This is a genomic window from Duganella kummerowiae (assembly GCF_053572355.1).
In genome coordinates this window covers 208,469-232,854 of record NZ_JBKFEH010000011.1, presented here as the reverse complement: position 1 = coordinate 232,854, position 24,386 = coordinate 208,469, and the positions used below count along the sequence as shown (strand labels likewise).

Annotated in this window: 23 protein-coding genes and 1 tRNA gene; 13 read left to right on the top strand and 11 right to left on the bottom strand. The window is 68.8% G+C overall.

Translation table 11 applies throughout. The annotated features are described in order from the left end of the window. The first annotated feature begins 56 nt into the window (after positions 1-56). Positions 57-3,107 (top strand): sensor histidine kinase, encoded by a 3,051-nt coding sequence (locus tag ACLB1G_RS17095; RefSeq protein ID WP_491628433.1) that lies wholly within the window; start codon positions 57-59, stop codon positions 3,105-3,107. Here ACLB1G_RS17095 and queG read toward each other — a convergent pair. Then, entirely contained in the window at positions 3,096-4,202 is a 1,107-nt protein-coding gene (gene queG / locus ACLB1G_RS17090; RefSeq protein ID WP_491628432.1) for a tRNA epoxyqueuosine(34) reductase QueG, read from the bottom strand. The two genes, ACLB1G_RS17095 and queG, sit on opposite strands and share 12 nt — an antisense overlap. Before the next feature lie 91 nt (positions 4,203-4,293). Between queG and tsaE the strand changes: the two genes are divergently transcribed. From tsaE to ACLB1G_RS17075, 3 genes are read left to right on the top strand one after another with little or no spacing between them, the layout of a single operon-like run. Further along, the gene (tsaE, locus tag ACLB1G_RS17085) at positions 4,294-4,779 is read left to right on the top strand and encodes a tRNA (adenosine(37)-N6)-threonylcarbamoyltransferase complex ATPase subunit type 1 TsaE (protein WP_491628431.1); all 486 of its coding nucleotides are present in this window, start codon (positions 4,294-4,296) and stop codon (positions 4,777-4,779) included. After that, on the top strand, positions 4,743-6,206 hold the full coding sequence (locus ACLB1G_RS17080) for an N-acetylmuramoyl-L-alanine amidase (RefSeq protein ID WP_491628430.1): 1,464 nt from the start codon (positions 4,743-4,745) through the stop codon (positions 6,204-6,206). The genes tsaE and ACLB1G_RS17080 overlap by 37 nt, the downstream gene beginning before the upstream one ends. Before the next feature lie 14 nt (positions 6,207-6,220). Next, positions 6,221-7,063 carry a D-hexose-6-phosphate mutarotase gene (locus ACLB1G_RS17075; protein WP_491628429.1) on the top strand — a complete coding sequence of 281 codons (843 nt, stop codon included), beginning with the start codon at positions 6,221-6,223 and terminating at the stop codon, positions 7,061-7,063. A gap of 6 nt (positions 7,064-7,069) precedes the next feature. Here ACLB1G_RS17075 and ACLB1G_RS17070 read toward each other — a convergent pair whose 3' ends face one another. Together ACLB1G_RS17070 and ACLB1G_RS17065 are read right to left on the bottom strand one after the other, a co-directional pair. Further along, a complete protein-coding gene (locus ACLB1G_RS17070) occupies positions 7,070-8,182 on the bottom strand; it encodes a carbonic anhydrase (RefSeq protein WP_491628428.1) in 1,113 nt (370 codons plus the stop codon). Between the two features lie 126 nt (positions 8,183-8,308). Next, positions 8,309-8,953 (bottom strand): VTT domain-containing protein, encoded by a 645-nt coding sequence (locus ACLB1G_RS17065; protein ID WP_491628427.1) that lies wholly within the window; start codon positions 8,951-8,953, stop codon positions 8,309-8,311. A gap of 131 nt (positions 8,954-9,084) precedes the next feature. On the opposite strand from ACLB1G_RS17065, the gene ACLB1G_RS17060 reads away from it, so the two are divergent. The 4 genes from ACLB1G_RS17060 (at position 9,085) to ACLB1G_RS17045 (ending at position 13,120) form a co-directional block, all read left to right on the top strand. Next, a complete protein-coding gene (locus ACLB1G_RS17060; RefSeq protein WP_491628426.1) occupies positions 9,085-9,996 on the top strand; it encodes a peptidylprolyl isomerase in 912 nt (303 codons plus the stop codon). Between the two features lie 38 nt (positions 9,997-10,034). Beyond that, complete coding sequence (gene mutL / locus ACLB1G_RS17055) at positions 10,035-11,996, top strand: DNA mismatch repair endonuclease MutL (protein ID WP_491628425.1); 1,962 nt, start codon at positions 10,035-10,037, stop codon at positions 11,994-11,996. 5 nt (positions 11,997-12,001) lie between these two features. Next, positions 12,002-12,982, top strand: a complete 981-nt coding sequence (gene miaA, locus ACLB1G_RS17050; RefSeq protein ID WP_491628424.1) for a tRNA (adenosine(37)-N6)-dimethylallyltransferase MiaA — start codon at positions 12,002-12,004, stop codon at positions 12,980-12,982. Positions 12,983-13,043: 61 nt separating this feature from the next. Then, positions 13,044-13,120, top strand: a tRNA-Met gene (locus ACLB1G_RS17045). A gap of 57 nt (positions 13,121-13,177) precedes the next feature. Here ACLB1G_RS17045 and ACLB1G_RS17040 read toward each other — a convergent pair. Then, positions 13,178-13,366 (bottom strand): DUF3606 domain-containing protein, encoded by a 189-nt coding sequence (locus ACLB1G_RS17040; protein WP_491628423.1) that lies wholly within the window; start codon positions 13,364-13,366, stop codon positions 13,178-13,180. A gap of 70 nt (positions 13,367-13,436) precedes the next feature. Then, positions 13,437-14,246 carry an AraC family transcriptional regulator gene (locus tag ACLB1G_RS17035; RefSeq protein ID WP_491628422.1) on the bottom strand — a complete coding sequence of 270 codons (810 nt, stop codon included), beginning with the start codon at positions 14,244-14,246 and terminating at the stop codon, positions 13,437-13,439. 125 nt (positions 14,247-14,371) lie between these two features. On the opposite strand from ACLB1G_RS17035, the gene ACLB1G_RS17030 reads away from it, so the two are divergent. The 5 genes from ACLB1G_RS17030 to ACLB1G_RS17010 are packed head-to-tail and all read left to right on the top strand — an operon-like array spanning position 14,372 to position 18,881. Further along, positions 14,372-15,304, top strand: coding sequence for a 4-hydroxyproline epimerase (locus ACLB1G_RS17030; protein WP_491628421.1), 933 nt, complete (start codon positions 14,372-14,374; stop codon positions 15,302-15,304). Next, complete coding sequence (locus tag ACLB1G_RS17025; protein WP_491628420.1) at positions 15,301-16,440, top strand: NAD(P)/FAD-dependent oxidoreductase; 1,140 nt, start codon at positions 15,301-15,303, stop codon at positions 16,438-16,440. Before ACLB1G_RS17030 ends, ACLB1G_RS17025 begins: the two co-directional genes overlap by 4 nt. Beyond that, positions 16,433-16,690, top strand: coding sequence for a (2Fe-2S)-binding protein (locus ACLB1G_RS17020; protein WP_491628419.1), 258 nt, complete (start codon positions 16,433-16,435; stop codon positions 16,688-16,690). The genes ACLB1G_RS17025 and ACLB1G_RS17020 overlap by 8 nt, the downstream gene beginning before the upstream one ends. Next, positions 16,687-17,946, top strand: coding sequence for an FAD-dependent oxidoreductase (locus ACLB1G_RS17015; RefSeq protein ID WP_491628418.1), 1,260 nt, complete (start codon positions 16,687-16,689; stop codon positions 17,944-17,946). The genes ACLB1G_RS17020 and ACLB1G_RS17015 overlap by 4 nt, the downstream gene beginning before the upstream one ends. Positions 17,947-17,969: 23 nt before the next feature. Then, the gene (locus tag ACLB1G_RS17010; protein ID WP_491628417.1) at positions 17,970-18,881 is read left to right on the top strand and encodes a dihydrodipicolinate synthase family protein; all 912 of its coding nucleotides are present in this window, start codon (positions 17,970-17,972) and stop codon (positions 18,879-18,881) included. A 60-nt stretch (positions 18,882-18,941) separates the two neighbouring features. On the opposite strand, the gene ACLB1G_RS17005 is transcribed toward ACLB1G_RS17010, so the two are convergent. The 6 genes from ACLB1G_RS17005 to ACLB1G_RS16980 all read right to left on the bottom strand — a co-directional run bounded on the left by ACLB1G_RS17005 (position 18,942) and on the right by ACLB1G_RS16980 (position 24,269). Then, on the bottom strand, positions 18,942-19,934 hold the full coding sequence (locus ACLB1G_RS17005; protein ID WP_491628416.1) for a LacI family DNA-binding transcriptional regulator: 993 nt from the start codon (positions 19,932-19,934) through the stop codon (positions 18,942-18,944). Positions 19,935-19,997: 63 nt separating this feature from the next. Beyond that, on the bottom strand, positions 19,998-20,123 hold the full coding sequence (locus tag ACLB1G_RS17000; RefSeq protein ID WP_491628415.1) for a hypothetical protein: 126 nt from the start codon (positions 20,121-20,123) through the stop codon (positions 19,998-20,000). Next, positions 20,123-21,517, bottom strand: a complete 1,395-nt coding sequence (locus tag ACLB1G_RS16995) for an MFS transporter (RefSeq protein WP_491628414.1) — start codon at positions 21,515-21,517, stop codon at positions 20,123-20,125. Before ACLB1G_RS16995 ends, ACLB1G_RS17000 begins: the two co-directional genes overlap by 1 nt. Before the next feature lie 184 nt (positions 21,518-21,701). Next, positions 21,702-23,000: an MFS transporter gene (locus ACLB1G_RS16990; protein WP_491628413.1), complete on the bottom strand. Its 1,299-nt coding sequence runs from the start codon at positions 22,998-23,000 to the stop codon at positions 21,702-21,704. A 90-nt stretch (positions 23,001-23,090) separates the two neighbouring features. After that, positions 23,091-23,408, bottom strand: a complete 318-nt coding sequence (locus ACLB1G_RS16985; protein WP_491628412.1) for a thioredoxin family protein — start codon at positions 23,406-23,408, stop codon at positions 23,091-23,093. 24 nt (positions 23,409-23,432) lie between these two features. Then, a complete protein-coding gene (locus ACLB1G_RS16980) occupies positions 23,433-24,269 on the bottom strand; it encodes a ChaN family lipoprotein (RefSeq protein WP_491628411.1) in 837 nt (278 codons plus the stop codon). Positions 24,270-24,386: the final 117 nt, after the last annotated feature.

The following is a 24,386-nucleotide window of genomic DNA, read 5'->3' as shown; positions in this document are numbered from 1 at the left end:
GGTCTCGCGATGGGCGAGTTTGCCTATAATGGGCGGCGTGTCCATCACTACGCGGGATGATCTTGTCACTACGTCTGCTTCTTCTGGCTGGATTGGCGCTGCTGCTGGCGCTGGCGCGGCCGGCCGCCGCCCTGAATCCCGCCACCAGGCTGCAGGACTTCAACCACACCATCTGGAGCACCCGCGATGGCGCCCCGCCGTCCATCACTTCCATGGCGCAGACTCCGGACGGCTGGCTGTGGCTGGGCACTCCGGTCGGCCTGTACCGCTTCGACGGCGTGCGCTTCGAGCGCTACGTCACCGGCGACGGCGCCGAACTGCCGCGTCCGCGCATCTATACCCTGCTGGCCCAGCCCAACGGCGACCTGCTGATCTGCTACATCGGCGGCGGCGTCTCGGTGCTGCACGCCAACGGCGAGCTGGAACAGCTGGCGCCCCTGGATTCAGCCATCGGGCCGGTGGAGTCGCTGGCGGTGGATGGCGACGGCAGCCTGTGGGCGGCCGGTCCGTATGGCTTGCACCACTATCTGAACGGCGCCTGGACGAAGATCGCCGAGGGACGCGGCCTGCCGTCCGGCGCCACCACCACCGTGCTGGTCGACCAGTACCGCCAGCTGTGGGTGTCCGGCAGCGACACCCTGTTCCGCCTGGACCGCGCCAGCGGCCGCTTTATCGACACCGGCATGCGGCACAGCCGCGCCACCCTGCTGGCCTCTCCCGACGGCCGTCTGTGGCTGGCCGAACCGGACCGCCTGCGCCTGGTGCCCCAGCCCACCGCTATCGCCAGCGCCACCCCGCAGCCGCGCGCCGAACGCTACAACCAGCAGGAATCGCGCTGGGCCGGCCAGTTCGACCGCGACGGCAACCTGTGGGCCCTGCAATGTCCGCGCGGCCTGTGCCTGATGGCCAGGGCCGGCCAGCGCCAGGAGCGCGAACTGCGACCCTCGCTGATGGCCAGCGACAAGTTCGACCAGCCGCTGCAAATGGGTTCGCTGCTGGCCACCGCCATGCTGGAGGACCGCGAGGGCAACCTGTGGATCGCCACCCAGACCGGGCTGGAACGGCTGCGCGAGAACGCCCTGCTGCCGGTGCGCCTGCCCAACCCCAGCAACATGCTGAGCATGGCGCTGGACGGCGACGGCCGCATGTGGGCCGCCGACCTGCAATCGGAACAGGCCTGGCAGCTGCGGCCCGGCGCCGCACCCCTGCCCGACCGCCACGGCCGCTACCAGCTGGTGCAGCCCGGCCTGGATGGCGAACTGCTGCTGGCCACCCGCCGCAGCATCGAACGCCGCAAGGATGGCAAGACCACCACCATCGCCCTGCCGCCGGGACCGGACGGCAAGCCCATGGACCTGCAGGTGTACCGCCTGGTGGACGACGGCAGGCGACTGTGGATGGTGTCCGGCGAACTGGGGCTGCAGGCCTGGGAAGATGGGCGCTGGAAGTCGCGCAAGGACTACAACCTTCCGCCGCGCATCTTCCTGCTGGCCGCCGCCGGTCCCGGCCAGCTGTGGCTGGGCTCGGGCGACGGCAGCGTGAACTTCTACGACAACGACAGGCTGACCCGCTACGACGTGTCCGAAGCCGGCTATGTCACCGGCATCTTCAGCCAGGGCGGCGAGGTGGTGGTGGGCGGCGTCAAGGGCCTGGCCGTGCTGCGCCAGGACCGCTTCCAGCTGCTGGCGGCCGCCCAGCCCGAGGTGCTGCGCAACGTCAGCGGCCTGGCCGTGACGGCCGACGGCGACCGCTGGCTGAACGGCGGCAAGGGCCTGGTGCACATCCGCCGCGACGACTGGCGCGCCGCCGTCGACCATCCCGGCACGCCGCTGCGCTACCGTTTGTACGACGTGGTGGAAGGCTACCCCGGCCAGGCCGCGCTCGACCTGCGCCTGGCCAGCCTGGCCGCCCAGCCCGACGGCCGCCTGTGGGCCGCCACCACCGAGGGCATCGTCACCCTGGACAGCGCCGCCCTGCGGCATAACCCGGTGCCGCCTATGGCGCAGGTCAAGCGCCTGTCCAGCGGCGCGCTGGCTTTCGGCGCCCGCCCCGGCCTGGAGCTGCCGCCGCTGGCGCGCAACATCGAGATCGACTTCGCCGCGCCCGGCCTGGGCCGGCCCGAGCACATACGGGTGCAGTACCAACTGGACGGCGTGGACGAGGGCTGGCAGGAGGCCGGCGCGCGCCGCACCGCCTACTACACCGGGCTGGCGCCGGGCCGGCACCGCTTCCGGGTGCGCGCCGCCAACGAGGATGGCGTAATGGGGCCGGAAGCGCTGCTGGAATTCGGCATTGCGCCGGCCTGGCACCAGGCCTGGTGGTTCCGCATCCCGTGTGCGGCCGCGGCGGCGCTGCTGCTGGCCGCGCTGTACCGCGCCCGCCTGCGCGCCGCCACCCGCCGCGTCAACGAGCGCCTGCTGGCGCGCATGTCGGAGCGCGACCGCAGCGCCAGCACCGTGCATGACAGCCTGCTGCAGGCCGTGCAGGGCCTGGTGCTGCGCCTGCAAGCCTATGGCAGCGTGCTGCCGGAAGACGGCGGCGCGCGCGCCGGCCTGGAGCCGCTGCTGGACCAGGCCGACCAGGTGCTGGCCGAGGGCCGCGCCCAGGCGCAGGGCTTGCGCGAGGGGCGCGGCATCGACCTGGTCCAGGCCCTGGGCATGGAAAGCCAGCTGCTGCGCGAGCAGCATCCCGACACCGCCTTCCTGCTGCGGGTGCAAGGTGCGCACACCGGCCTGCAGCCGCAGGCAGCCGAGGAAGTGTGCGCCATCGCCCGCGAGGCGCTGCGCAACGCTTTCCGCCACGCCGGCGCCGGCCGGGTCGAGGTCAGCCTGGATTATGGCGTGGAGCGCTTCCGCGTGACGGTGGCCAGTGATGGACGTGCTGGGGAAAGCAACACGGGCGGGGCGCATGGCGCAGGCGCGGCGGCCGGCGCTGACGGCGTGCGCCACTGGGATCTGCAGGGCATGCGCGAACGGGCGCGGCGCCTGGGCGCCCAGTTCGAGTTCGGCGCCGGTGCGGACGGCGGCACGGCGGTCACGCTGGGGGTGCCGGCCGCCATTGCCTACGATGGCGCCGGCAGCTCCTGGCTGCGCAAGCTATTCGGCTGAAGCAGGGTCCAGGTGGCAGGCCAGCGCCCACGCCACATGCTCGCGCACCAGTTCCGAGGGGTGGTCCAGGCGCGCGCGCAGGGCCGCCAGCATGGCGGCGTCGCCGCGCGCCCCGGAGGCGGCCGCATTGCCCAGGCCGACCGCGAGATTGCGCAGCCAGCGCTGGTGGCCGATGCGGCGGATCGCGCTGCCTTCCATGCGCCGGTTGAATTCTTCCTCGCTCCAGGCGAACAGCTCCAGCATGGAGGCGCCATCGAGGCCGTTGCGCACCTCGAAGTCGGGCAGCGCCGCGCGCTGGGCGAACTTGTTCCACGGGCAGGCGGTCTGGCAGTCGTCGCAGCCGTACACGCGGTTGCCGACCAGGGGCCGTAGCTCGAGCGGAATGGCGCCCTTGAGTTCTATGGTCAGGTAGGACACGCAGCGCCGCGCGTCCAGCCGCCCCGGTCCCAGGATGGCCCGGGTCGGACACACCGAGATACAGGCGCTGCACTGGCCGCAGTGGGCGCCGGTGGCGGCATCGGCCGGCAGCGGCAGGTCGACCAGGATCTCGCCCATGAAGAACATGGAGCCGGCGCTGCGGCTGATCAGCAAGGTATGCTTGCCGCGCCAGCCCAGGCCGGCCTTTTCCGCCAGCGGCAGCTCCATCACGGGCGCCGAGTCGGTGAACACGCGATAGCCGAATTCGCCCACCTCGGCGCGGATGCGGTCGGCCAGCTGCTGCAAGCGGGCGCGCAGCACCTTGTGGTAGTCGCGCCCGCGCGCATAGATGGATACCACGGCCGCGCCGGGATCGGCCAGGCGCGCGCTTTCGCGCTCCCTCCACTCAGGCGGCAGCGACTGCGGCAGGTAATCCATGCGGGCGCTGATCACGCGCACCGTGCCCGGCACCAGCTCGGCCGGACGGGCCCGCTTCATGCCGTGGGCGGCCATGTAGTCCATCTCGCCGTGCATGCCGGCGTCCAGCCAGGCCTGCAGCCCGGCCTCGTGCGCGGACAGGTCGATGTCGGCGATGCGCAGTTCGGCAAAGCCCAGCTCCACGCCCCAGCGCTTGATGCGGGCCGCCAGTTCGGTTAAATTGGGGAGGGACGAGGACATGGTCGCGGACGGGCGGTTACAATGCGGCGGTTACAGGCAGAACCAGCGCGCCGCGCGCGCCGGATTGGACAGACAGACGGTATTCTATTCGATGCAGCATTTTACAGCCCACCTCCACGACGAAACCCGCACCGCCGCCCTGGGCGCCGCCCTGGCGCGCGCACTGGCGCCCGGCATGTCCATACACCTGCACGGCGACCTCGGCGCCGGCAAGACCGCCCTGACGCGCGCCCTGCTGCATGCGGCCGGCCACGCCGGCACCGTGAAGAGTCCGACCTATACCCTGTCCGAACCCTACCGCGTGCAGCTGGACGGGCGCGCCGTCAACGTGATCCACTTCGACCTGTACCGCATGGGCAGCCCGGAGGAATTCCTGGACGCCGGCTTCCGCGAAGACTTCGACGGCGACAATATCTGCATCGTCGAGTGGCCGGAAAAGGCCGGGATGCTGCTGCCGCCGCCCGACCTGGACATCCAGCTGAGCGTCGCGGGCCATGGCCGTGATGTAGAATTGTGGGCGTCCACCGCTCTGGGTCAGTCATGCCTGCAACGCCTCCACTTCGTCCCCCAGCCGTGAGCGCGCAACGATCGCGGCGCACCGTCCTCAAGGCCGGCGCCACCCTGCTGCTGTCGCTGCTGGCGCCGGCCCGCGCCTGGGCGGCCCAGATCCTGGCCGTGCGCGTGTGGCCGGCCGACGACTACACCCGCGTCACGCTGGAAAACGACAGCGTGCTCAAGGCAACCCACTTCATCGTCAAGGATCCGGAGCGCATGGTGGTCGATATCGAGGGACTGGAACTCAATCCCACCCTGAAAAGCCTGGTGGCCAAGATACAGTCCAACGATCCTTACATCCGCCAGGTGCGGGTGGGCCAGAACCGGCCCAACGTGGTGCGGCTGGTGTTCGACCTCAAGGAAGAGGTCAAGCCGCAGGTGTTCACCCTGGCCCCGGCCGGCGAATACAAGCACCGCTTGATCTTCGACCTGTATCCGGTCAAGCCGGCCGACCCGCTGGCAGCCATGATAGAAAAGCATGACTGGTCCGGCGACGGCGTGGCGGCGCCCGGCGCGGCGCCGGGCCAGCAGCCGCCGCCGGGCCTGCCCAAGGCCGACCTGCCGCTCAAGCCGTCCGAGGCCGAGCGCCTGGCGGCCGCGCCCCAGCCCACGCTGGATGAACTCAAGTCCGAGCTCAAGCCCGATCCCAGGGCCGATGCCAAGGCCGACCCCAGGGCCGAGATCAAGCGCGAGCTGCAGGCCGTGGAGCGCGCCGCCGACAGTAAAAACGGCAAGCTGGTACGCATGCTGACCATCGCCCTCGATCCCGGCCACGGCGGCGAGGATCCCGGCGCGGCCGGCAAGAACGGCAGCCGCGAGAAGGATATCGTGCTGGCCATCGCCAAGCGCCTCAAGAGCAAGATCGAGGAGCTGCCCAACATGCGCGTCATGCTCACGCGCGACGGCGACTACTTCGTGCCGCTCGGCACCCGGGTGGAAAAGGCGCGCAAGGTGCAGGCCGACCTGTTCGTGTCCATCCACGCCGACGCCTTCGTGCAGCCGACCGCGCGCGGTTCCTCGGTGTTCGTGCTGTCCGAGAAGGGCGCCTCGTCCTCGGCCGCGCGCTGGCTGGCGGACAAGGAAAACCTGGCCGACACCATAGGCGGCGTGAACGTGAAAAACCATGACCGCCAGCTGGCCAGCGTACTGTTCGACCTGTCCACCACGGCCCAGATCAACGACAGCCTGAAGCTGGGCAAGGCCGTGCTGAGCGAAATCGGCGGCATCAACCGGCTGCACAAGGGCGCGGTCGAGCAGGCCGGCTTCGCCGTGCTCAAAGCCCCCGACATTCCCTCCATCCTGATCGAGACCGCCTTCATTTCCAACCCGGAGGAAGAGGCCAAGCTGCTCGATGACGGCTACCAGAACCAGATCGCCGACGCCATCGTCAAGGGCATACGGCGCTACTTCGCGAAAAATCCACCGCTGGCAAAGAACCGGCTGACTTGAGAGAGAGAGAAGACATGGCAGAAGCAAGCAACACGGAATACGGCGCGCTGTCCGCGGTGCGCCTGACGGCCGCCGATGGCGCCGAAATCACGGTATCGCATTTCGGCGCCCACCTGCTGTCGTGGAAGACGGCGGACGGCAAGGAGCGCTTGTTCGTCAGCCGCCAGACCCCGCTGGACGGCAGCAAGGCCATACGCGGCGGCGTGCCGGTGATCTTCCCGCAATTTAACGTGCGCGGCCCCGGCCTGCGGCACGGCTTCGCACGCGTGTCGACCTGGCGCCTGGCCGGCAGCGGCGGCGACGGGGGAAAATCGTGGCTGGAGTTCGAACTGGCCCCGGCCGACGTCCCGGACGAGCTGCGTGCAGCCTGGCCGCACGCCTTCGCCCTGAGCCTGCGCTTCACCCTGCACGGCGACGCGCTGGACATGGATTACACGGTGCGCAACACCGGCGACACGGCTTTCGATTTCGGCTGCGCCCTGCACACCTATTACGAGGTCGGCCAGCTGGCCGCCACCAGCATCAGCGGCCTGCAGCACGTGCAGTACACCGACCACCACCTGAACACGCGCACCCAGGATTTCCCCGCCCTGCACTTCCTGGAAAAGCACGACCGCCTGTACCAGGCCACGCCCAACCTGACCCTGAACACGGCCGACGCCACGCTGCGCCTGGACCAGCAGGGCTTCGTCAACTGGGTGGTGTGGAATCCGGGCCAGGCCGACGCCGCAGCCCTGGTGGACCTGGCCGACGACGAATACCTGCGCTTCGTGTGCATAGAGCCGGCCATCTGCGACCAGCGCCCGCTGGGCGCCGGCCAGAGCTGGCGCGGCGCCACCCGCATCAGCGTGGGCTGAACGCCCTCAGTTCGATTCCTTGATGATGCGGCCGTTACCCGGCTGCGGCGGGCGCGCGTTCATCGGATACAGGCGCGCAAACAGCGCCATCTGGGCCGGCGAGGCTTGCACCGGCTCCTTCATCACCATCCACAGCACGCCCTCGGTGCAGGGCGGCGTGGTCAGCGATCCCATGTAGGTGTAGTAGTCGCGCCGCTGCGGCAGCAGTTCCATGGGGTCGAGCACGGCGTTGGGCGCCAGGGTGTCGAACTTCTCCAGCGGCAGGTTGTTCCACACCGTCTGCACCACCGGCTGCTGGCGGCCGCGTTCCAGCGGCACCGACAGCATGGCGATCTTGCCTTCCAGGTCCTTGTGCACCAGGTGCACCACCATCTCGTACATCTTGCCGTTGATGCGTTCCTCGGACGGGCGGTGGAAGTGGAACTGCACCAGCTCATAGGTACGGTTCTGCACCGTCAGGTAATTGCCGCCGCCGACCATGACCTGCACTGTGTGGCCGTTGTCGGTCACGTTGAAGGACGAGGGATGGTAGTCGAACACGATTTGCTCCAGGTCCACCTTCATGCCGTCGCGGATGTCGATCGGCGACTGGCGGTTGCCGCTGCCGCACTTGGCCCAGGCCGGGTTGATCTCGCCCCAGTGGGCCGGGCCGGTGTCCCCTTCGTAGGACCAGCGGTCGCTGTAAACCTTGGGCTTGGCGGCGGCCGCTGCTGCTGCGGCGGCGCTGGCCGCCTCGGCGGCGGCGGCGGCCTTTTTGGCCTTGGCCTGCTGGGCCACGCGCGCGGCCTGGTTGGCGCGCATGATGGCCAGCCGTTCGGCGATGCGGGCCGACAGCTCGGCCTCAGCCTGCTGTTCGCGCTCGCGCTCGGACAGCTTGCGCGCCGGCGCCGATGCCGCTGCAGAGGAGGAGCTGGAAGCACCGGCGGGCGCGGCCTGCGCGGCGGCGGCCGTGCGGATCGCCTGCACGCCTTTCACGCCGGGATTCCGGGCCGAGGGCGACAGCGGAATCTCGTTCCTGGGGGCCGAATCGGGCGCGGCGGCGGGTTTGGGTTGCGGCTCGTTCGCACTGGCCGTCGCGGCGGCGAAACTGCAAGCGATGATGGCGATCAGAGTGCGCATGTATGTCCAGAAGTAAGCGATTACAACTGGTTTACGGATGCACTGAGGAAAAACTTGAGTGTGGCGCAAGAAAAACTGCCGGACACGCCACGGCGTCCTGCCGGGCATCGCCCGGCAGGACGCTGACTATCGGCCCAGCACGCGGCGCGACAACTTCCAGGCCGTGCCCAGCGCCATCGGCACCACGGCCACGCCGACGCCGACCAGCACGATCTCGGTCAGGTGGTCGCGCACCACCGGCATGTTGCCAAAGAAGTAGCCGGCCACCGTCAGCAGCACCACCCACAGCGTGGCGCCGGTGATGTTGTACAGCTGGAAACGGGTATGGGTCATGTCGGACACGCCCGCCACGAAGGGTGCGAAGGTGCGCACCACCGGCACGAAGCGGGCCAGCACGATGGTCTTGCCGCCATGCTTCTCAAAGAACTCGTGGGTGCGGCGCAGGGCGTCCTTGTTGAGCCAGCGGTAGTCGTGGGTAAACACGCGCTGGCCGATTTTCTCGCCTATCCAGTAGTTGAGCGTGTTGCCGGTGACGGCCGCCGTGACCAGCAGCACGATCAGCAGGCCCAGGTTCATCTCGCCCACCGCGCACAGGGCGCCGGCAATGAACAGCAGGGTGTCGCCAGGGAAGAAAAACAGCACCACCAGGCCCGTTTCGCAGAAGATGATGGCAAACAGGACGGCGTAAATCAGGGTTCCGTATTGTTGTATCAGTATTTCCAGCGTCTTATCGACATGAAGTATCATGTCAAAGAATTGCATAAAATCCATATTTTTCCCAAAAAGGTAGCCGCCGGAATCATACACTACGGCCAGGGGGCAGTTTCCTGGCTGTCCATCTTGCAGTTTACAATTCCTCGGCCCTGCGCAGCAAGCGCAAGCATCAATTTCAGGAGATCCGGATGCACCCCGCACGTCATCTTTGCGCCATTCCCGCCCTGGCCCTGGGCCTGGCCGCCGCCCATGCCGCCGACCTGGCCAGCAAACCCACGGTCAGCGACGTCATCAAGGCGTCCAAGCCGTCCGACTGGCGGCCGCTGGATCCGGACAACACCCTGTACCTGGAATTGCCCACCGGCCGCGTGGTGATCGAGCTGGCGCCCAGCTTCGCCCCGCAAAACGTGGCCAACATCAAGCTGCTGGCCCGCGAGCATTACTACGACGGACTGGCCGTGCTGCGCTCGCAGGACAATTTCGTGGCCCAGTGGGGCGACCCCAACGAAAAGAATCCCAAATCGCTGGGCTCGGCCAAGGCCAAGGTGCCGGGCGAGTTCACCGTCCCCATCAGCAACGATAAGCACTTCGTGCGCCAGCGCGACGTGGACGGCTATGCGCCGCAGATCGGCCATTCCAACGGCTTCCCGGTGGGGCGCGATCCCAAGTCCGGCACCACCTGGCTGGCGCACTGCTACGCCATGGTGGGCGTGGGCCGCGACAATGACAGCGACAGCGGCAACGGCGCCGAGCTGTATGCCGTGACCGGCAATGCGCCGCGCCAGCTGGACCGCAACATCACCGTGGTCGGACGCGTGGTGTGGGGCATGCCGCTGCTGTCCTCGCTGCCGCGCGGCGGCGGCGCCATGGGATTTTATGAGCAGCCCGAGCAGCGCCTGGCCATCAAGTCGGTGCGGCTGGCCTCCGAGGTACCCGAGGCCGAGCGCAGCAAGCTGGAAGTCATGCGTACCGAGAGCAAGACCTACGAGGCCGTGGTCGAGGCCCAGCGCAACCGGGGCGGGGCCTGGAACAAGTTCGCCGTCAACCACGTCGACCTGTGCAATGCGCCCATCCCGGTGCGCGAGCAGCCCAAACCCTGACGGCGTGGCGCGCGCCGCAGGCGGGTATAATCTGCGGCATGAATGCGCCCGACCTGTCCGCCCGCCCCCGCCCCATCCAGGCCCTGCCTGACCAGCTGATTTCCCAGATCGCCGCCGGCGAGGTGGTGGAACGCCCGTCGGCCGTGGTCAAGGAGCTGCTGGAAAACGCGCTGGACGCAGGCGCCACCCAGATCACGGTGCGCCTGGAGGAAGGCGGCGTGAAACGCATCGCCATCACCGACAATGGGCGCGGCATCCCGCCCGAGCAGATGCCGCTGGCGCTGGCGCGCCACGCGACGTCCAAGATCGCCTCCCTGCACGACCTGGAAAACGTCGGCACCCTGGGCTTCCGCGGCGAGGCGCTGGCCTCGATCGCCTCGGTGGCGGCCCTGACCCTGACCTCGCGCACGGCCGACGCGCCGCATGCGTGGGAACTGGTCGGCTCGCACAACGGCACGGTGTCGCCCTCGTCCGGCGCGCAGGGCACCACGGTGGACGTGCAGGACCTGTATTTCAATACCCCGGCGCGGCGCAAGTTCCTCAAGTCCGAGCAGACCGAATTCGGCCACTGCGCGGAAGTGGTGCGGCGCATCGCGCTGTCGCGGCCGGACGTGGCGTTCTCGCTCAGCCACAACGGCCGCACCATCGAACACTGGAACGTGGCCGAGATGGCCAAGCGCTGCGCCCACATCCTGGGCGACAGCTTCGCCGATGCGCGCCTGCACCTTGATGAAAGCGCCGGCACCCTGCGCCTGCACGGCTACGTTGGCCTGCCGACCGCCTCCAAGGCGCGCGCCGACTGCCAGTACTTCTATGTCAACGGCCGCTTCGTGCGCGACAAGCTGCTGGTGCACGCCGTCAAGCAAGCCTATGCCGACGTGCTGCACGGCGACCGCTTCCCATCCTATGTGCTGGCGCTGGACCTGGACCCGGCGCTGGTGGACGTCAACGTGCACCCGTCCAAGATCGAGGTGCGCTTCCGCGACAGCCGCGCCGTGCACCAGTTCGTGTTCCACGCGGTGCAGCGCGCCCTGGCCCAGACCTCGGCCACCGCACACGGCAGCGCGCCCTCGCCGCTGCCGGCCGCCGATACCCTGCATGCCACGCCGGTGTGGCGCGGCGAGCAGACCTCGTTCGGATCGCTGCTCAAGCCGGATTACACGCCCAGCTTCTCGCCCTCGCCGTTCGGGCGCGGCGCGCCCCCGGGTGGCGTGGCGCAAAGCACGGAGCGCTACGGCGCCCTGTTCCGCGACGGCGGCCAGAGCGACGCAGCGGCGCCGGCCGCCAGCGAAGGCGGCGCCGCCTACCGCGCCGAGGCCAGGACGCAGGCCGGCGCCAAGGCGGAATACGCCCTGCCCCAGGCCAGCCCCTGGACCGCCTCGCCGGCCGCCATGGCGCAGGAAGAATTCCCGCTCGGCTTCGCGCTGGCCCAGCTGCACGGCATCTACATCCTGGCCCAGAACAACAAGGGCCTGGTGCTGGTGGACATGCACGCGGCGCACGAGCGCATCCTGTACGAGCAGCTCAAGAACGCCCTGGACGGCCAGGCCGGCGGCCAGGAAATGCAGGTACAGCCGCTGCTGATCCCGGTCACCTTCTATGCCGACGCGGTGGAAGTGGGCACCGCCCAGGAACACCAGGACACCCTGAAATCGCTGGGCTTCGACATTGCCGCATTGTCGCCCACCACGCTGGCCGTGCGCGCCGTGCCGGTGCTGCTGAAGAATGCCGACGCCCAGACCCTGGCGCGCGACGTGCTGCGCGACGTGCGCGAATACGGCGGCTCGCGCGTGCTGATCGAGCGCCGCAACGAGCTGCTGGGCACCCTGGCCTGCCACACCGCGGTGCGCGCCAACCGCATCCTGTCGGTGCAGGAGATGAACGCCCTGCTGCGCCAGATGGAAAACACGGAACGCGCCGACCAGTGCAACCACGGCCGCCCGACCTGGGTGCAGGTCGAGATCAGCGCGCTGGACAAGCTGTTCCTGCGCGGGCAGTAAGCGCCATGGAGCACACCGCAGCACGGCCGCTGGCCGTCGCCATCATGGGGCCCACGGCCTCCGGCAAGACCGCCGCCGCGCTGCACATCGCCGCGCGCATCCCGTCGGAAATCATCTCCGTGGATTCGGCCCTGGTGTACCGCCAGATGGACATCGGCACGGCCAAGCCCACCCGCGCCGAACTGGCGGCCGTGCCGCACCACCTGATCGACATCATCGATCCGCTCGATGCCTATTCGGTGGCGCAGTTCCGCGCCGCCACCCTGCGCCTGGTGGACCAGATCCACGCGCGCGGCAAGCTGCCGCTGCTGGTGGGCGGCACCATGCTGTACTTCAAGGGCCTGCAGGATGGACTGGACGACCTGCCCGGCGCCGATCCGGCCCTGCGCGCCGCGCTGGAAGACGAGGCGGCGCGCGACGGCTGGCCGGCCCTGCATGCGCGCCTGGCCGTGCTGGACCCGGTGACGGCGGCGCGCCTGGCGCCCAACGACGCCCAGCGCATCCAGCGCGCGCTGGAAATCTGCACCCTGAGCGCACAGCCCATGTCGGCGCTGCTGGCCCGGCGCGAACAGGCCGAACTGCCGTTCGACCTGCTGCACTTCGCGCTGGAGCCGTCCGACCGCGCCGTGCTGCATGAACGCATCGCACGCCGCTTCGACCTGATGCTGGACTACAGCCCGGAGGGCAACCTGATCACGGAAGTGGAGGCGCTGCGGCGGCGTGGCGACCTGCACCCCGCCCTGCCGTCCATGCGCTGCGTGGGCTACCGCCAGGCCTGGGAATACCTGGACGGGGCCATCGACTACGCCACCCTGCGCGAGACCGGCATCATCGCCACGCGCCAGCTGGCCAAGCGCCAGCTGACCTGGCTGCGCGCCATGCCGCAGCGCGAGGTGTTCGACTGCCTGGCAGCGGACCCGGCGGCGGCCATGCTGGCCCGCATCGAAGCGGCGTTGCAGGATTTGAATCGTGCACGCTTGCCGTGAAAAAGATTTGGGTTCATCCTTGACAGCCTCGGTCCCAGCCCCGATAATGCTGGGCGTTGCAGGTGATATAGCTCAGTTGGTTAGAGCATAGCATTCATAATGCTAGGGTCGCTGGTTCAAGTCCAGCTATCACCACCAAGAATTCGAAGTACAAAAAGCCCGTCCTTCTCCCTGAGAACGCGGGCTTTTTTGTCGTCAGAACGAAAAGCAGCGCCGCACTTCCTTGACCAGCGGACCGACCTCGCGGATCACGCCCATCAGCGTGTGGACGGACACATCGAACTCGGAAGCCCAGTAATCGAGCGCACCGCGCTCGCGGGTATTGATCACGGGCTGCCCGGCATACTGGCCCGCCAAAGCGGGGTCATCTTTCAACATTTCCATGATGCTAATCCTGTGGCTGTTACGGTCCCGGCATTTTGTCACCCCCGCCAAACAAAGTTTGTTCGCTGCCTCACCTAGATGAACCCTGGCTGCCCAGCAACTGGCGGAACTGGCGCGGGGTGACACCCACCGTGGCCTTGAACTGGCGCGTGAAGGCCGAGTGGTCGCCATAGCCACAGGCCTGCGCGATCTCGGCCACGCTGGCCTCGCCGCCCAGCATGCGGGCCGCCGCGTCCAGCCGGGTCTTGATGATCATCTGGCGCGGCGTCAGGTGGAAGATGCGCAGGAAGTAGCGCTCGATCTGCGCCACCGACATGTTGGCCATGCGCGCCAGCTGCGGCAGCTGCAGCGGCTCTCCGTACTGTTCCTGTATCACCTTCACCGCCGCCGCCACCTTGCGGTAGGCCGGATTTTTCTGGTCGGCCATGGCCAAATCGCGCGACACCCCGGTCAGCCCGACGATGCGGCCCTCGCGGTCGCGCAGCGCGGTCTTGCGGGTCAGGCACCAGCCGGGATCGCGGTTCGGATACAGGTGCAACTCCAGCTGCTCCTCGATCTCCTGCCCGGCCAGCACCGCCAGGTCCTGGGCCAGGTAGCTTTGCCCGAACGGCGCCGCGAACACTTCGGCGGCGGTGCGCCCCAGCAGCAGGGATTTGTGCTTGAGGCCACAGCGCTGCGCCAGGGTCTGGTTGACCACGGCGTAGCGGCCCTCGATGTCCTTGACGAAGAACACCACGTCCGGCAGCGCGTCGAACAGCGCCTCGCTGAAGAAGGGATCGGCCAGGCGGACGGCCAGGGCTGCGCGCGGCGCCGTGGCGCCGGGCGCATCGGCGCCGGAAGCGGCGTTGCGGGCCGCCGCGTGTGCAATCGTGATTTTCATGCCTTTCATTGTGCCAGCAGCGCCGCGCCGGGTCAGCGGCTTTTTTGCAACTATGCAGATTTCGTCATCAACATACCAGCCCCGGTGCAAGACAGGCGGGACCCGGGGGGCCTACCATTTGAGGCATGAAAACCATCTCCATCATCGATTCCCACACCGGCGGCGAACCCACCCGCCTGGTGGTGGCGGGCGGCCCGGAACTGGGCGGCGGCCCCCTGCACGAGCGCCTGCGCCTGCTGCGCGGGCAGCACGACGCGTTCCGCTCAGCCGTGGTGTGCGAACCGCGCGGCTCGGACGTGCTGGTGGGCGCCCTGCTGTGCGAACCGCATGCGCCCGAGTGCGTGGCCGGCGTGATCTTCTTCAACAACGTCGGCTACCTGGGCATGTGCGGCCATGGCACCATCGGCCTGGTGGCGACGCTGGCCCACATGGGTCGCATAGCGCCCGGACGGCACCGCATCGACACGCCGGTGGGCGTGGTGGAAGCGGAACTGCATGCGGACGGCGGCGTCACGGTGGACAATGTGCCGTCCTACCGCAGCCAGGCGCAGGTCACGGTGCCGGTGGAGGGTTACGGCGCGGTGACCGGCGACGTGGCCTGGGGCGGCAACTGGTTCTTCCTGGTGTCGGAACACGGCCAGCGCATCGCGCGCGACAATGTGGAGGCGCTGACCGCCTACACCGTGGCTATCGCCGGCGCCCTGCAGCGCGCCGGGGTCACCGGCGATGACGGAGCCCTGATCGACCACATCGAACTGTTCTCGCCATCGGCCAGCGGGGCCGACAGCCAGAGCTTCGTGCTGTGTCCCGGCAAGGCCTACGACCGTTCGCCCTGCGGCACCGGCACCAGCGCCAAGCTGGCCTGCCTGGCGGCCGACGGCAAGCTGGCCGAGGGCCAGGTGTGGCGCCAGGAGAGCGTGATCGGCAGCGTGTTCGAGGCCTCCTACCGCTACCGCGACGGCGCTCTGGTGCCCAGCATACGCGGCCGGGCCTGGGTCAACGCCGAAGCCAAACTGATACTCGACCCCAGCGATCCCTACGTCTGGGGCATACGGTGAACACTGCCGCGGCAGCCACGGCACACACGGCACCCAGGGCCGACGCCATCGTGATCGGCGCCGGCATCATTGGCGCAGCCTGCGCCGACGCCCTGTCGGCGCACGGCCTGCGCGTGACGGTGCTGGAGCAGGACGCCATCGGCGGCGGCGCCACCGCCGCCGGCATGGGCCACCTGGTGGTGATGGACGACAACCCGGCCGAGCTGGCGCTGTCCTCGTACTCCATCTCGCTGTGGAACGAACTGGTGCGTGACCAGGAGGCCAGCCACGAATACAGCCGCTGCGGCACCATCTGGGTCGCGGCCGACGAGGAGGAAATGGCGGCCGCCCGCGCCAAGGCGGAAGTGCTGGCGGCACACGGCCTGGACTGCGAACTGCTGACGGCGGCCCGCCTGTACGCCCGTGAGCCGCAGCTGCGTCCCGGCCTGGCCGGCGGCCTGCTGGTGGGCGGCGACGGCCTGGTGTATCCGCCCAAGAGCGCGCGCATCCTGCTGGAACGCGCCATGCGCCAGGGCGCCCGCCTGCAGGCCGGGCGCGTGGCCGCCATCGAGGACCACGGCGTGCTGCTCGAGGATGGCAGCCGCCACCAGGCGCAGCACATCGTGCTGGCGGCCGGCACCCGCAGCAGCGCCCTGCTGCCGGAACTGCCGCTGCAGCCCAAGAAGGGCCATGTCGCCATCACCGACCGCTATCCCGGCTTCATCCGCCATCAGCTGGTGGAACTGGGCTACATCAAGAGCGCGCACGCGGCCAGCGGCGATTCGGTGGCATTCAACCTGCAGCCCCGCCCGACCGGCCAGGTCCTGATCGGTTCCTCGCGCCAGTTCGGCAGCACCGACACCGAAGTCGATCCGCACATGATGGCGCGCATGCTGCGCCATGCGGCCGTGTACACCCCGGCCCTGGCCCAGCTCAACGTGCTGCGCTGCTGGACCGGCCTGCGCGCCGCCACCCCGGACGGCCTGCCCCTGATCGGCCCGCATCCGGCCCGCCGGGGACTGTGGCTGGCCACCGGCCACGAGGGCCTGGGCATCACCACCGCGCCGGCCACGGCCCGGCTGCTGGCGGCGCAGGTCGTGGGCGGCGAGTGCGCCATTCCCGCCGCCCCCTATCTGCCGGAGCGCTTCCATGGCTAGCGCCTTCACCCTCAGCGTGGACGGCCGCACCGTATGCGTGGCGGCCGGCACCAGCGTGGCGGCCGCCATCGCCAAGGCCGGCAGCGGCATCACCCGCGGCTCGGTCAGCGGCATGCCGCGCGCGCCCCTGTGCGGCATGGGCGTATGCCAGGAATGCAGGGTCACCATCGACGGCCGCCCGCACCAGCTGTCCTGCCAGACCCCGTGCAGCCCCGGCATGGACGTGCGCACCGGTGGAGGCGCACCATGAGCAGCCACGATATCGTGGTGGTGGGCGCCGGTCCGGCCGGCCTGGCGGCGGCGCACGCGGCGGCCAGCCACGGCGGCCGGGTCGCCATCGTGGACGACAATCCGGCCAGCGGCGGCCAGGTCTGGCGCGGCGGCGCGGCGCACCAGCGGGACCCGCGCGCGGGCCAGCTGTGGCGCGCGCTGGAAGCCATGCCCAACGTGGCCGTGCTGCTGCGCCACCGGGTGCTGTACGCGCCGCAAGCGGGGCAGCTGCAGGTGCAGACGCCGGATGCCTCCGAGACGCTGCACTACGGCCGGATGGTGCTGGCCACCGGCGCGCGCGAACGGCTGCTGCCCTTCCCCGGCTGGACCCTGCCCGGGGTGACCGGCGCTGGCGGCCTGCAGGCGCTGGCCAAGGGCGGCTATCCGGTGGAGAACAAGCGCGTCGTGGTGGCCGGCAGCGGCCCGCTGCTGCTGGCGGTGGCAGCCACCCTGAAGGAAAAAGGCGCGCAGGTTGCCGCCATCGTCGAACAGGCGCAAACGCCGGCGCTGGCGCGCTTTGCACTCGGCCTGCTGGCGACGCCTTCCAAGCTGGTCCAGGCCGCGCAGCTGGGCGGCCTGCTGCGCGGCGTGCCTTACTGGCGCGGCAGCCATGTCAGCGCCGCGCATGGCGCAGCGATGCTGGAATCGGTACTGGTGCAGCGTGGCGGCGGCGCCCGTCCCACCGAGATCGGCTGCGACTACCTAGCCTGCGGCTACGGCCTGCTGCCCAACGTGGAACTGGCGCAGGCGCTGGGCTGCGCCACCACCGGCGGCGCCGTCACGGTCGACCCGTGGCAGCTGACGTCACAGGCGAATATCTATTGCGCCGGCGAAGGCACCGGCGTGGGCGGCGTCGACCTGGCGCTGGCCGAGGGCCGCATCGCCGGCCTGGCCGCCAGCGGACAACAGGACGCGGCGCGGCAGCTGTTCGGCGAGCGCGCCCGCTGGCAGCGCTTTGCCGCGCGCCTGGCGCACGGCTTCGCGCTGCGGCCCGAACTGGCGCAACTGGCCGACGATGCCACCATCGTGTGCCGCTGCGAAGACGTGCGCCACGGCGAGCTGCGCCAGCACGCCAGCTGGCGCAGCGCCAAGCTGCACACGCGCTGCGGCATGGGGCCGTGCCAGGGACGGGTTTGCGGCGCCGCCACCGAGCTGCTGTACGGCTGGCGGCCGGAGACGGTGCGCCTGCCGCTCTGGCCGGCCCGCCTCGATTCACTGATCAACACCAACGACTAACCGCATCTACAAGGAGCATCACCATGGCAGCAGCAAAATGGGCCGGCGTATTCCCCGCCGTTACCACCAAGTTCAAGGAAAACGAGGACCTCGACCACGCCGAGATGGAAAAGCACTTTGCCTTCCAGATCGACAGCGGCGTGCACGCCCTGCTGACCTGCGGCTCGCTGGGCGAGGCCAGCACCCTGTCCTTCGACGAGAAGCTGGAAGTGACCCGGACCGCGCTCAACGTGGCCGCCGGGCGGGTGCCGGTGCTGGTCAACGTCAGCGAGACCCGCACCGCCACTGCCTGCCGCTTCGTGGAGCAGGCCCATGAACTGGGCGTGCAGGGCCTGATGGTGATGCCGTCGGTGCTGTACGCGGCCGACGCGCGCGAAGCCATGGACAACCTGCGCACCATCGCCAAGGCGGCCCAGCTGCCCATCATGGTGTACAACAATCCGGTCTCGTACAAGGTCGACCTGACGCCAGAGAACTTCGCCGAGCTGGCCGACTGCGAGTGGATCGTCGCCATCAAGGAATCGACCGACAACGTGCGCCGCATCACCGACCTGCGCAACGCCGTGGGCGAGCGCTATCAGCTGTTCATGGGCGTGGACGATCTGTCCTTCGAAGGCCTGGCGGCCGGCGCCGACGGCTTGCTGGCCGGCCTGGTGGTGGCCTTCCCCAGGGAGACCGTGGCCCTCTACAAGCTGATGAAGGCCAAGCGCTATGACGAGGCGCTGGCCCTGTACCGCTGGTTCATGCCGCTGCTGCACCTGGACGTATCGAACAAGCTGGTGCAGAACCTCAAGCTGGTGGAAGCGCTGGCCGGGGTCGGCAACGAAAACGTGCGCCGCCCGCGCCAGCCGCTGCAGGGCGCCGAGCGCGAGCGCGTGACCGCCATCGTCCAGAAAGCCCTGGCCAGCCGTCCCGACGTCAGCGCCTATTTGTAAATTTGTAAGCCTGGCAGCCTGCAAGCCGGCCCCCCCGCCACGCCGTGGCGGGGCCGCCGCTCAGGCCCGCGCCGCCGTCGAGTCGCGCAGTATCAGCTGCGGCTCTATCATGCTGGGCGCCTGCACCGGCTTGTTCTCGATGGCGGCGATCAGCTTTTCCATGGCCGCCGCGCCCATGCGCTCGCTCTGCAGGTCGACCGAGGTCAGCGCCGGGGTCGTGTAGTGGCCGTACAGGATATTGTCGAAACCGGCCACCGACAAGTCCTGCGGCACCTTGAAGCCCAGGCTCTCGGCCGTCTTCATGAAACCCAGCGCCATCAGGTCGTTGTAGCAGACCAGCGCGTCCGGCGCCTCCCCGCCCAGCAGGATCGATGAGCACATGCGCTCGCCCTCGTGCGAGGTGGGCGCGTCGGCGTTGTACACGGTCAGTCCCAGGCCGTGGCTTTCCAGGCAGGCCCGCACGCCGCCGCTGCGTTCCTGGTCGCGCCGGGAACGGGGAAAGCCCAGGTAGCCGATGCGCTTGTGGCCCAGGGTGACCAGGTGGCGGCCCAGCATGTAGCCGCCGCGGTAGTCGTCGCTGGCCACCCACGGCAGTTCCAGCTCGGCCGGCCGGCCGAAATACACCACCGGCTTGCCCAGCGCCGGCAGCCAGTCCATGTCCGCCTCCGCCATGCGCGAAAACACGATCATGCCATCCACCCGGCGGCTCAGCGCCTCCAGCAGCGGCCGTTCACGCTCGGGGTTTTCCTCGGTGTCCACCAGCAGCAGGGTGTAGTTCTGGCCCAGCGCCACCCGGCTGGCGCCCTTGACGATGCTGGTGAAGTGGGGATTGGTCACGTCCAGCACCGACAAGCCGATGCTGCGGGTGCGCCCGGTGATCATGGATTGCGCCAGTGGATTGGAGCGGTAGCCCAGCTCCGCGATCACTGCCGTGATGGTGGCCTCCACGGCCGGCGAGAAGCGCTGGGCGCCGTTCATGAACTTGGACACGGTGGCGGTCGAGACGCCGGCGGCGGCGGCCACGTCGCGTATGGTGGGGACGGATTTCTTCATGCCGCGATCTTATCACGCCGCCCGCACCCGGATTGACAGTCTGTCTACAGCGCGGGGCAAGAATCAGCGGCTGCGCTTGTCGTAGCCGGGCGCCACGCCCCGGGGCTGGACGCTGACGCCGGCGCCTGCCGCGCCGGCCGCCAGCATCAGCGACAGCGCCAAGCACAGCGGGGCGGCGGCGCTGCGCATCACAGGTCGGTGATTTCCTTGTGGCGCGGCACCAGGGCCTTCATCACGATCCAGGCCGCCAGGTAGGCCAGCGCGCAGATGGCAAACATGATCATGTAGCCGGTGTAGATATCGTTGACGGACTTGTAGTAGTCGAACACCCAGCCGCCCAGCTTGGTCAGGGCCACGCCGCCGATGCCGCCGGCCATGCCGCCGATGCCGACCACCGAGGCCACCGACTTTTGCGGGAACATGTCGGACACGGTGGTGAAGATGTTGGCCGACCAGGCCTGGTGGGCCGAGGCGCCTATCCCGATCAGTATCACCGGCACCCAGTAGCTGATCGATCCCAGCGGCTGGGCCAGCAGCACCACCAGCGGGAAGAAGGCGATCACCAGCATGGCGCGCATGCGGCCGTCATAGGGAGCGTAGCCGCGCGCCATGAAGTAGGCCGGGAACCAGCCGCCGCCAATGGAGCCCACCATGGTCATGCTGTACAGCACCGCCAGCGGCAGCACGATGGCCTCGCCCTTCATGCCGTACTGGGCCGACAGATAGGTCGGCAGCCAGAACAGGAAGAACCACCACACGCCGTCCGTCATGAACTTGCCGAAGGCAAAAGCCCAGGTCTGGCGGTAGCCCAGCAGCTTGAACCACGAGACTTTCTTGCCGCCGGCGGCAGGGGCCGGCTGGGCCGGGGCCTGGTCGCTGCGGATATAGGCCAGTTCGGCGGCCGACAGGCGCTTTTGCTGTTCCGGCTTGTCATACAGGGCCATCCAGAACGCCAGCCAGATGAAGCCGATGGCGCCGATGACGACAAAGGCGGCCTGCCAGCCGAAGGCGGCGGCGATCAGCGGCACCGTGATCGGGGCCAGGATGGCGCCCACGTTGGCGCCGGAGTTGAAGATGCCGGTGGCGAACGAGCGCTCCTTCTTGGGGAAGTATTCCGCCGTGGCCTTGATGGCGGTGGGGAAGTTGCCGGCCTCGCCGACCGCCAGCACGGCGCGCGACAGCATGAAGCCCAGGATGGAGGCCGGTATCACGGCCCCGCCCAGCGCGCTCACCAGGTGGCTGGCGCCCTCGCCCATGGGGACCGAGAAGGCGTGCATCAGCGCGCCCAGCGACCACACGACGATGGCGATGGCGTAGGCTTTCTTGGTGCCGACCCTGTCCACGAAGCTGCCGGCGAACAGCATGCTGAGCGCGTACACGAACTGGAAGGCGGCCGTGATGTTGGCATAGTCCGTGTTACTCCAGTTGAACTCCTTGGACAGCATGGGCGCCAGCAGGCTGAGCACCTGGCGGTCCAGGTAGTTGACGGTGGTGGCGAAAAACAGCAGACCGCAAATGGTCCAGCGGTATTTGCCGACGGCTTGGCCCAGCGCGCGCTGGTTGACGGGCTCGTTCAGGTTCATGGCATCACATGTTATGGGAATATGGTGATGATCTCTCTCGTGTCTCCGGCGAGATCATGCAGTCGTATGTCATCGTACAACTATAAAAATGGTTAAGCAAGCACAAAGATGTGCTTGCAACAGATAGTCATGCCGCCGATCGGCAGGCCGGCGCCATGGTAGCGGAACCATACAGGCCCGGGCATCAAGCCTGGCCGCTGCGTTCGGCGTGGGTGGGACCGGTCAGCACCAGCGCGACCAGGCTGATCAGGGCGGCCCCGGACAGGTAGTAGCCCACGTACTGCAGGCCGTAGTCGCGCGCCAGGGCGGTGGCGATCAGCGGCGCCAGCGAGGCGCCCAGGATGCCGGCCAGGTTGAAGGTCAGCGAGGCGCCCGTATAACGCACCTCGGCCGGGAACAGTTCGGACAGGATGGTGCCCAGCGGGCCGTAGGTCATGCCCATCAGGGCCAGGCCCAGGGCCATGAACAGGGTCACCATGATGGTGTCGCCGGAGCCGAACATGGGCTGCATCAGCAGGCCGAACACGGCAATGGCGGCCGACACCAGGATCAGGGTCGGGCGGCGGCCATGGCGGTCGGCCAGCACGGCGGCCACCGGGATGGTGAGGGCGAAGAACAGCACCGCGAACAGCTGCAGCTTGAGGAAGCTCTGCCTCGGGTATTTCAGCGCGGTGGTGCCCCAGTTCAGCGCGAACACCGTCATCAGGTAGAACAGCACGAAGGTGGCCAGGGCGATCAGGGTGCCCAGCACCAGCACGCGGGTGTGGCCGGTGAGCACGGCCAGCACCGGCACCTTGACCCGTTCGTTGCGGTCCAGCACTTTCTGGAAGTCCGGGGTCTCGTGGATCTTCAGGCGGATGTACAGCCCGATGATGACCAGCAGCGCGCTGGCCAGGAAGGGGATGCGCCAGCCATAGGCAAAGAAGTCGGCGTCGCTGAGCCATTGCGACAGCAGCAAAAAGCTGCCGCCGGACAGGATGAAGCCGATCGGTGCACCCAGCTGGGGAAACATGCCATACCAGGCGCGCTTGCCGGGCGGCGCGTTTTCCGTCGCCAGCAGCACCGCCCCGCCCCACTCCCCGCCCAGGCCCAGGCCCTGGCCGAAGCGGCACAGCGCCAGCAGCAGCGGCGCCAGCGTGCCGATGCTGGCGTAGGTCGGCAGCAGGCCGATCAGGACAGTCGACAGGCCCATGGTCAGCAGGGCCGCCACCAGGGTGGCCTTGCGGCCGATGCGGTCGCCGAAGTGGCCGAACACGGCCGAACCAACCGGGCGCGCGAAGAAGGCGATGGCGAAGGTGGCCAGTGATTGCAGGGTGGCGGCGGCGGCGTCGCTGGCCGGGAAGAACAGCTTGGGAAACACCAGCACGGCGGCGGTGGCGTAGATGTAGAAATCGAAGAATTCGATGGTGGTGCCGATCAGGCTGGCAAACAGCACCGTGGCCGGCGAATTGGCGGGGGACGATCCGTGGGGGTGCTGGCTCATGGGAGGAATGCTCAGGCTGTGGAAAGTGCGTCACATCATACACACGGCACTTGCCCACTGCCAAGCATGCTCAACCGTCCTGGCGTGCGCTCAGGCGATTTGCGCAAATGCGCGCGCGATCTGGTCCGCGTCCGTGGGCCGCACCAGGCGCGCCACTTCCTGGCCATCGCGCAGGAACACCAGGGTGGGCCACAGCTTGACCTTGAACGAGCGGCCCAGCGCGCGGCCGGGGCCATCCTCGACCTTGATGTGGCGCACGTGCTCGTGCCCGGCATAAGCCTGCGCCAGCGGCGCCTGGCTGGCGCGGCAGTAGCCGCACCAGTTGGCGCCGAATTCCAGCAGGACGGGGCCGGCCAGGGCGTCGACCTCGGCCCGGCCCGGTGCTTGTTCCTGGTAAACCTGTTCCATGGCGGCTCTCCTCAGACGGAATGGCTATTTTGCCTTGAATTTGGCGCAGGGGTCGGGACGGGTCTGCGGCGCCAGGGTGTGGGTCACGTCGTAGCGCGCCGGGTCCTGGGCGCCGCCCTCGACGAAACCTTCGCTGCGCACGGTGACGGCCGGCTGCACGGCCTGCAGCCAGCGCGCCACGCCCACGTCCTTGCGCACGTGGCCATTGCCGGCGATCAACACCACGTCGCGCGGCAGCTGGGCGCGGATCAGCTTGGCCATCCAGATGTCGCGCGCCACCTGGGCGTCGACCATGCCCGCCAGCATGAAATCGGGCGGCATGCCGCAGTGGCCGGCCGCGATTTCCTGCAACTGCACGGCGCGGATGTCGGCCGGCAGCGGCTGGTCCAGGCCGTAAGCCTTGACGCTGGCGGGGTCGAAGGCGGACGCCACGCCGTCGCGCACCACGCGCGAGGCGTCGGCGCGGGACAGGTTGCCCGCCACCAGCGGCAGCTTGTAGTCCAGCGCCAGCTGCAGCAGCGGATAGTACAGCTGCCAGTCCCAGCGCGGACCGGCCACGGTGCTGATCACGCACTGGGCGTCCAGGCAGCCTTCACGGGCCTGGTCCAGCAAACCCTGGTTTTCGCGGTCGAACTGTTCCATCACGATCACCGGGCGCCAGCCCGCCTCCACCTCGCGCTTGAGCATGTCATAGCGCTTGCGGTGGCCCTGGGCGTTGTCGTGCACCTCGCCCAGCAACCAAACCTGGGGATGGCCGGACAGCACCGGCGCGGCCGTGGGGGCAAGCCGGCCGCCGCCGGCACAGGCGGCCAGGGCAGCCGCCAGGGCAGCCAGCGCAACTGTACGAGCAAAAAACTTCATAGGCGTATGCTAAAAGGGCAATCATTCAGTGTAACCGAATTCATGCACTGCGGTTTTAGACCCGGCTTAAATCCGCCGTGGCGCGCACGCAACGAATTGCCTATACAACTTCCCCAC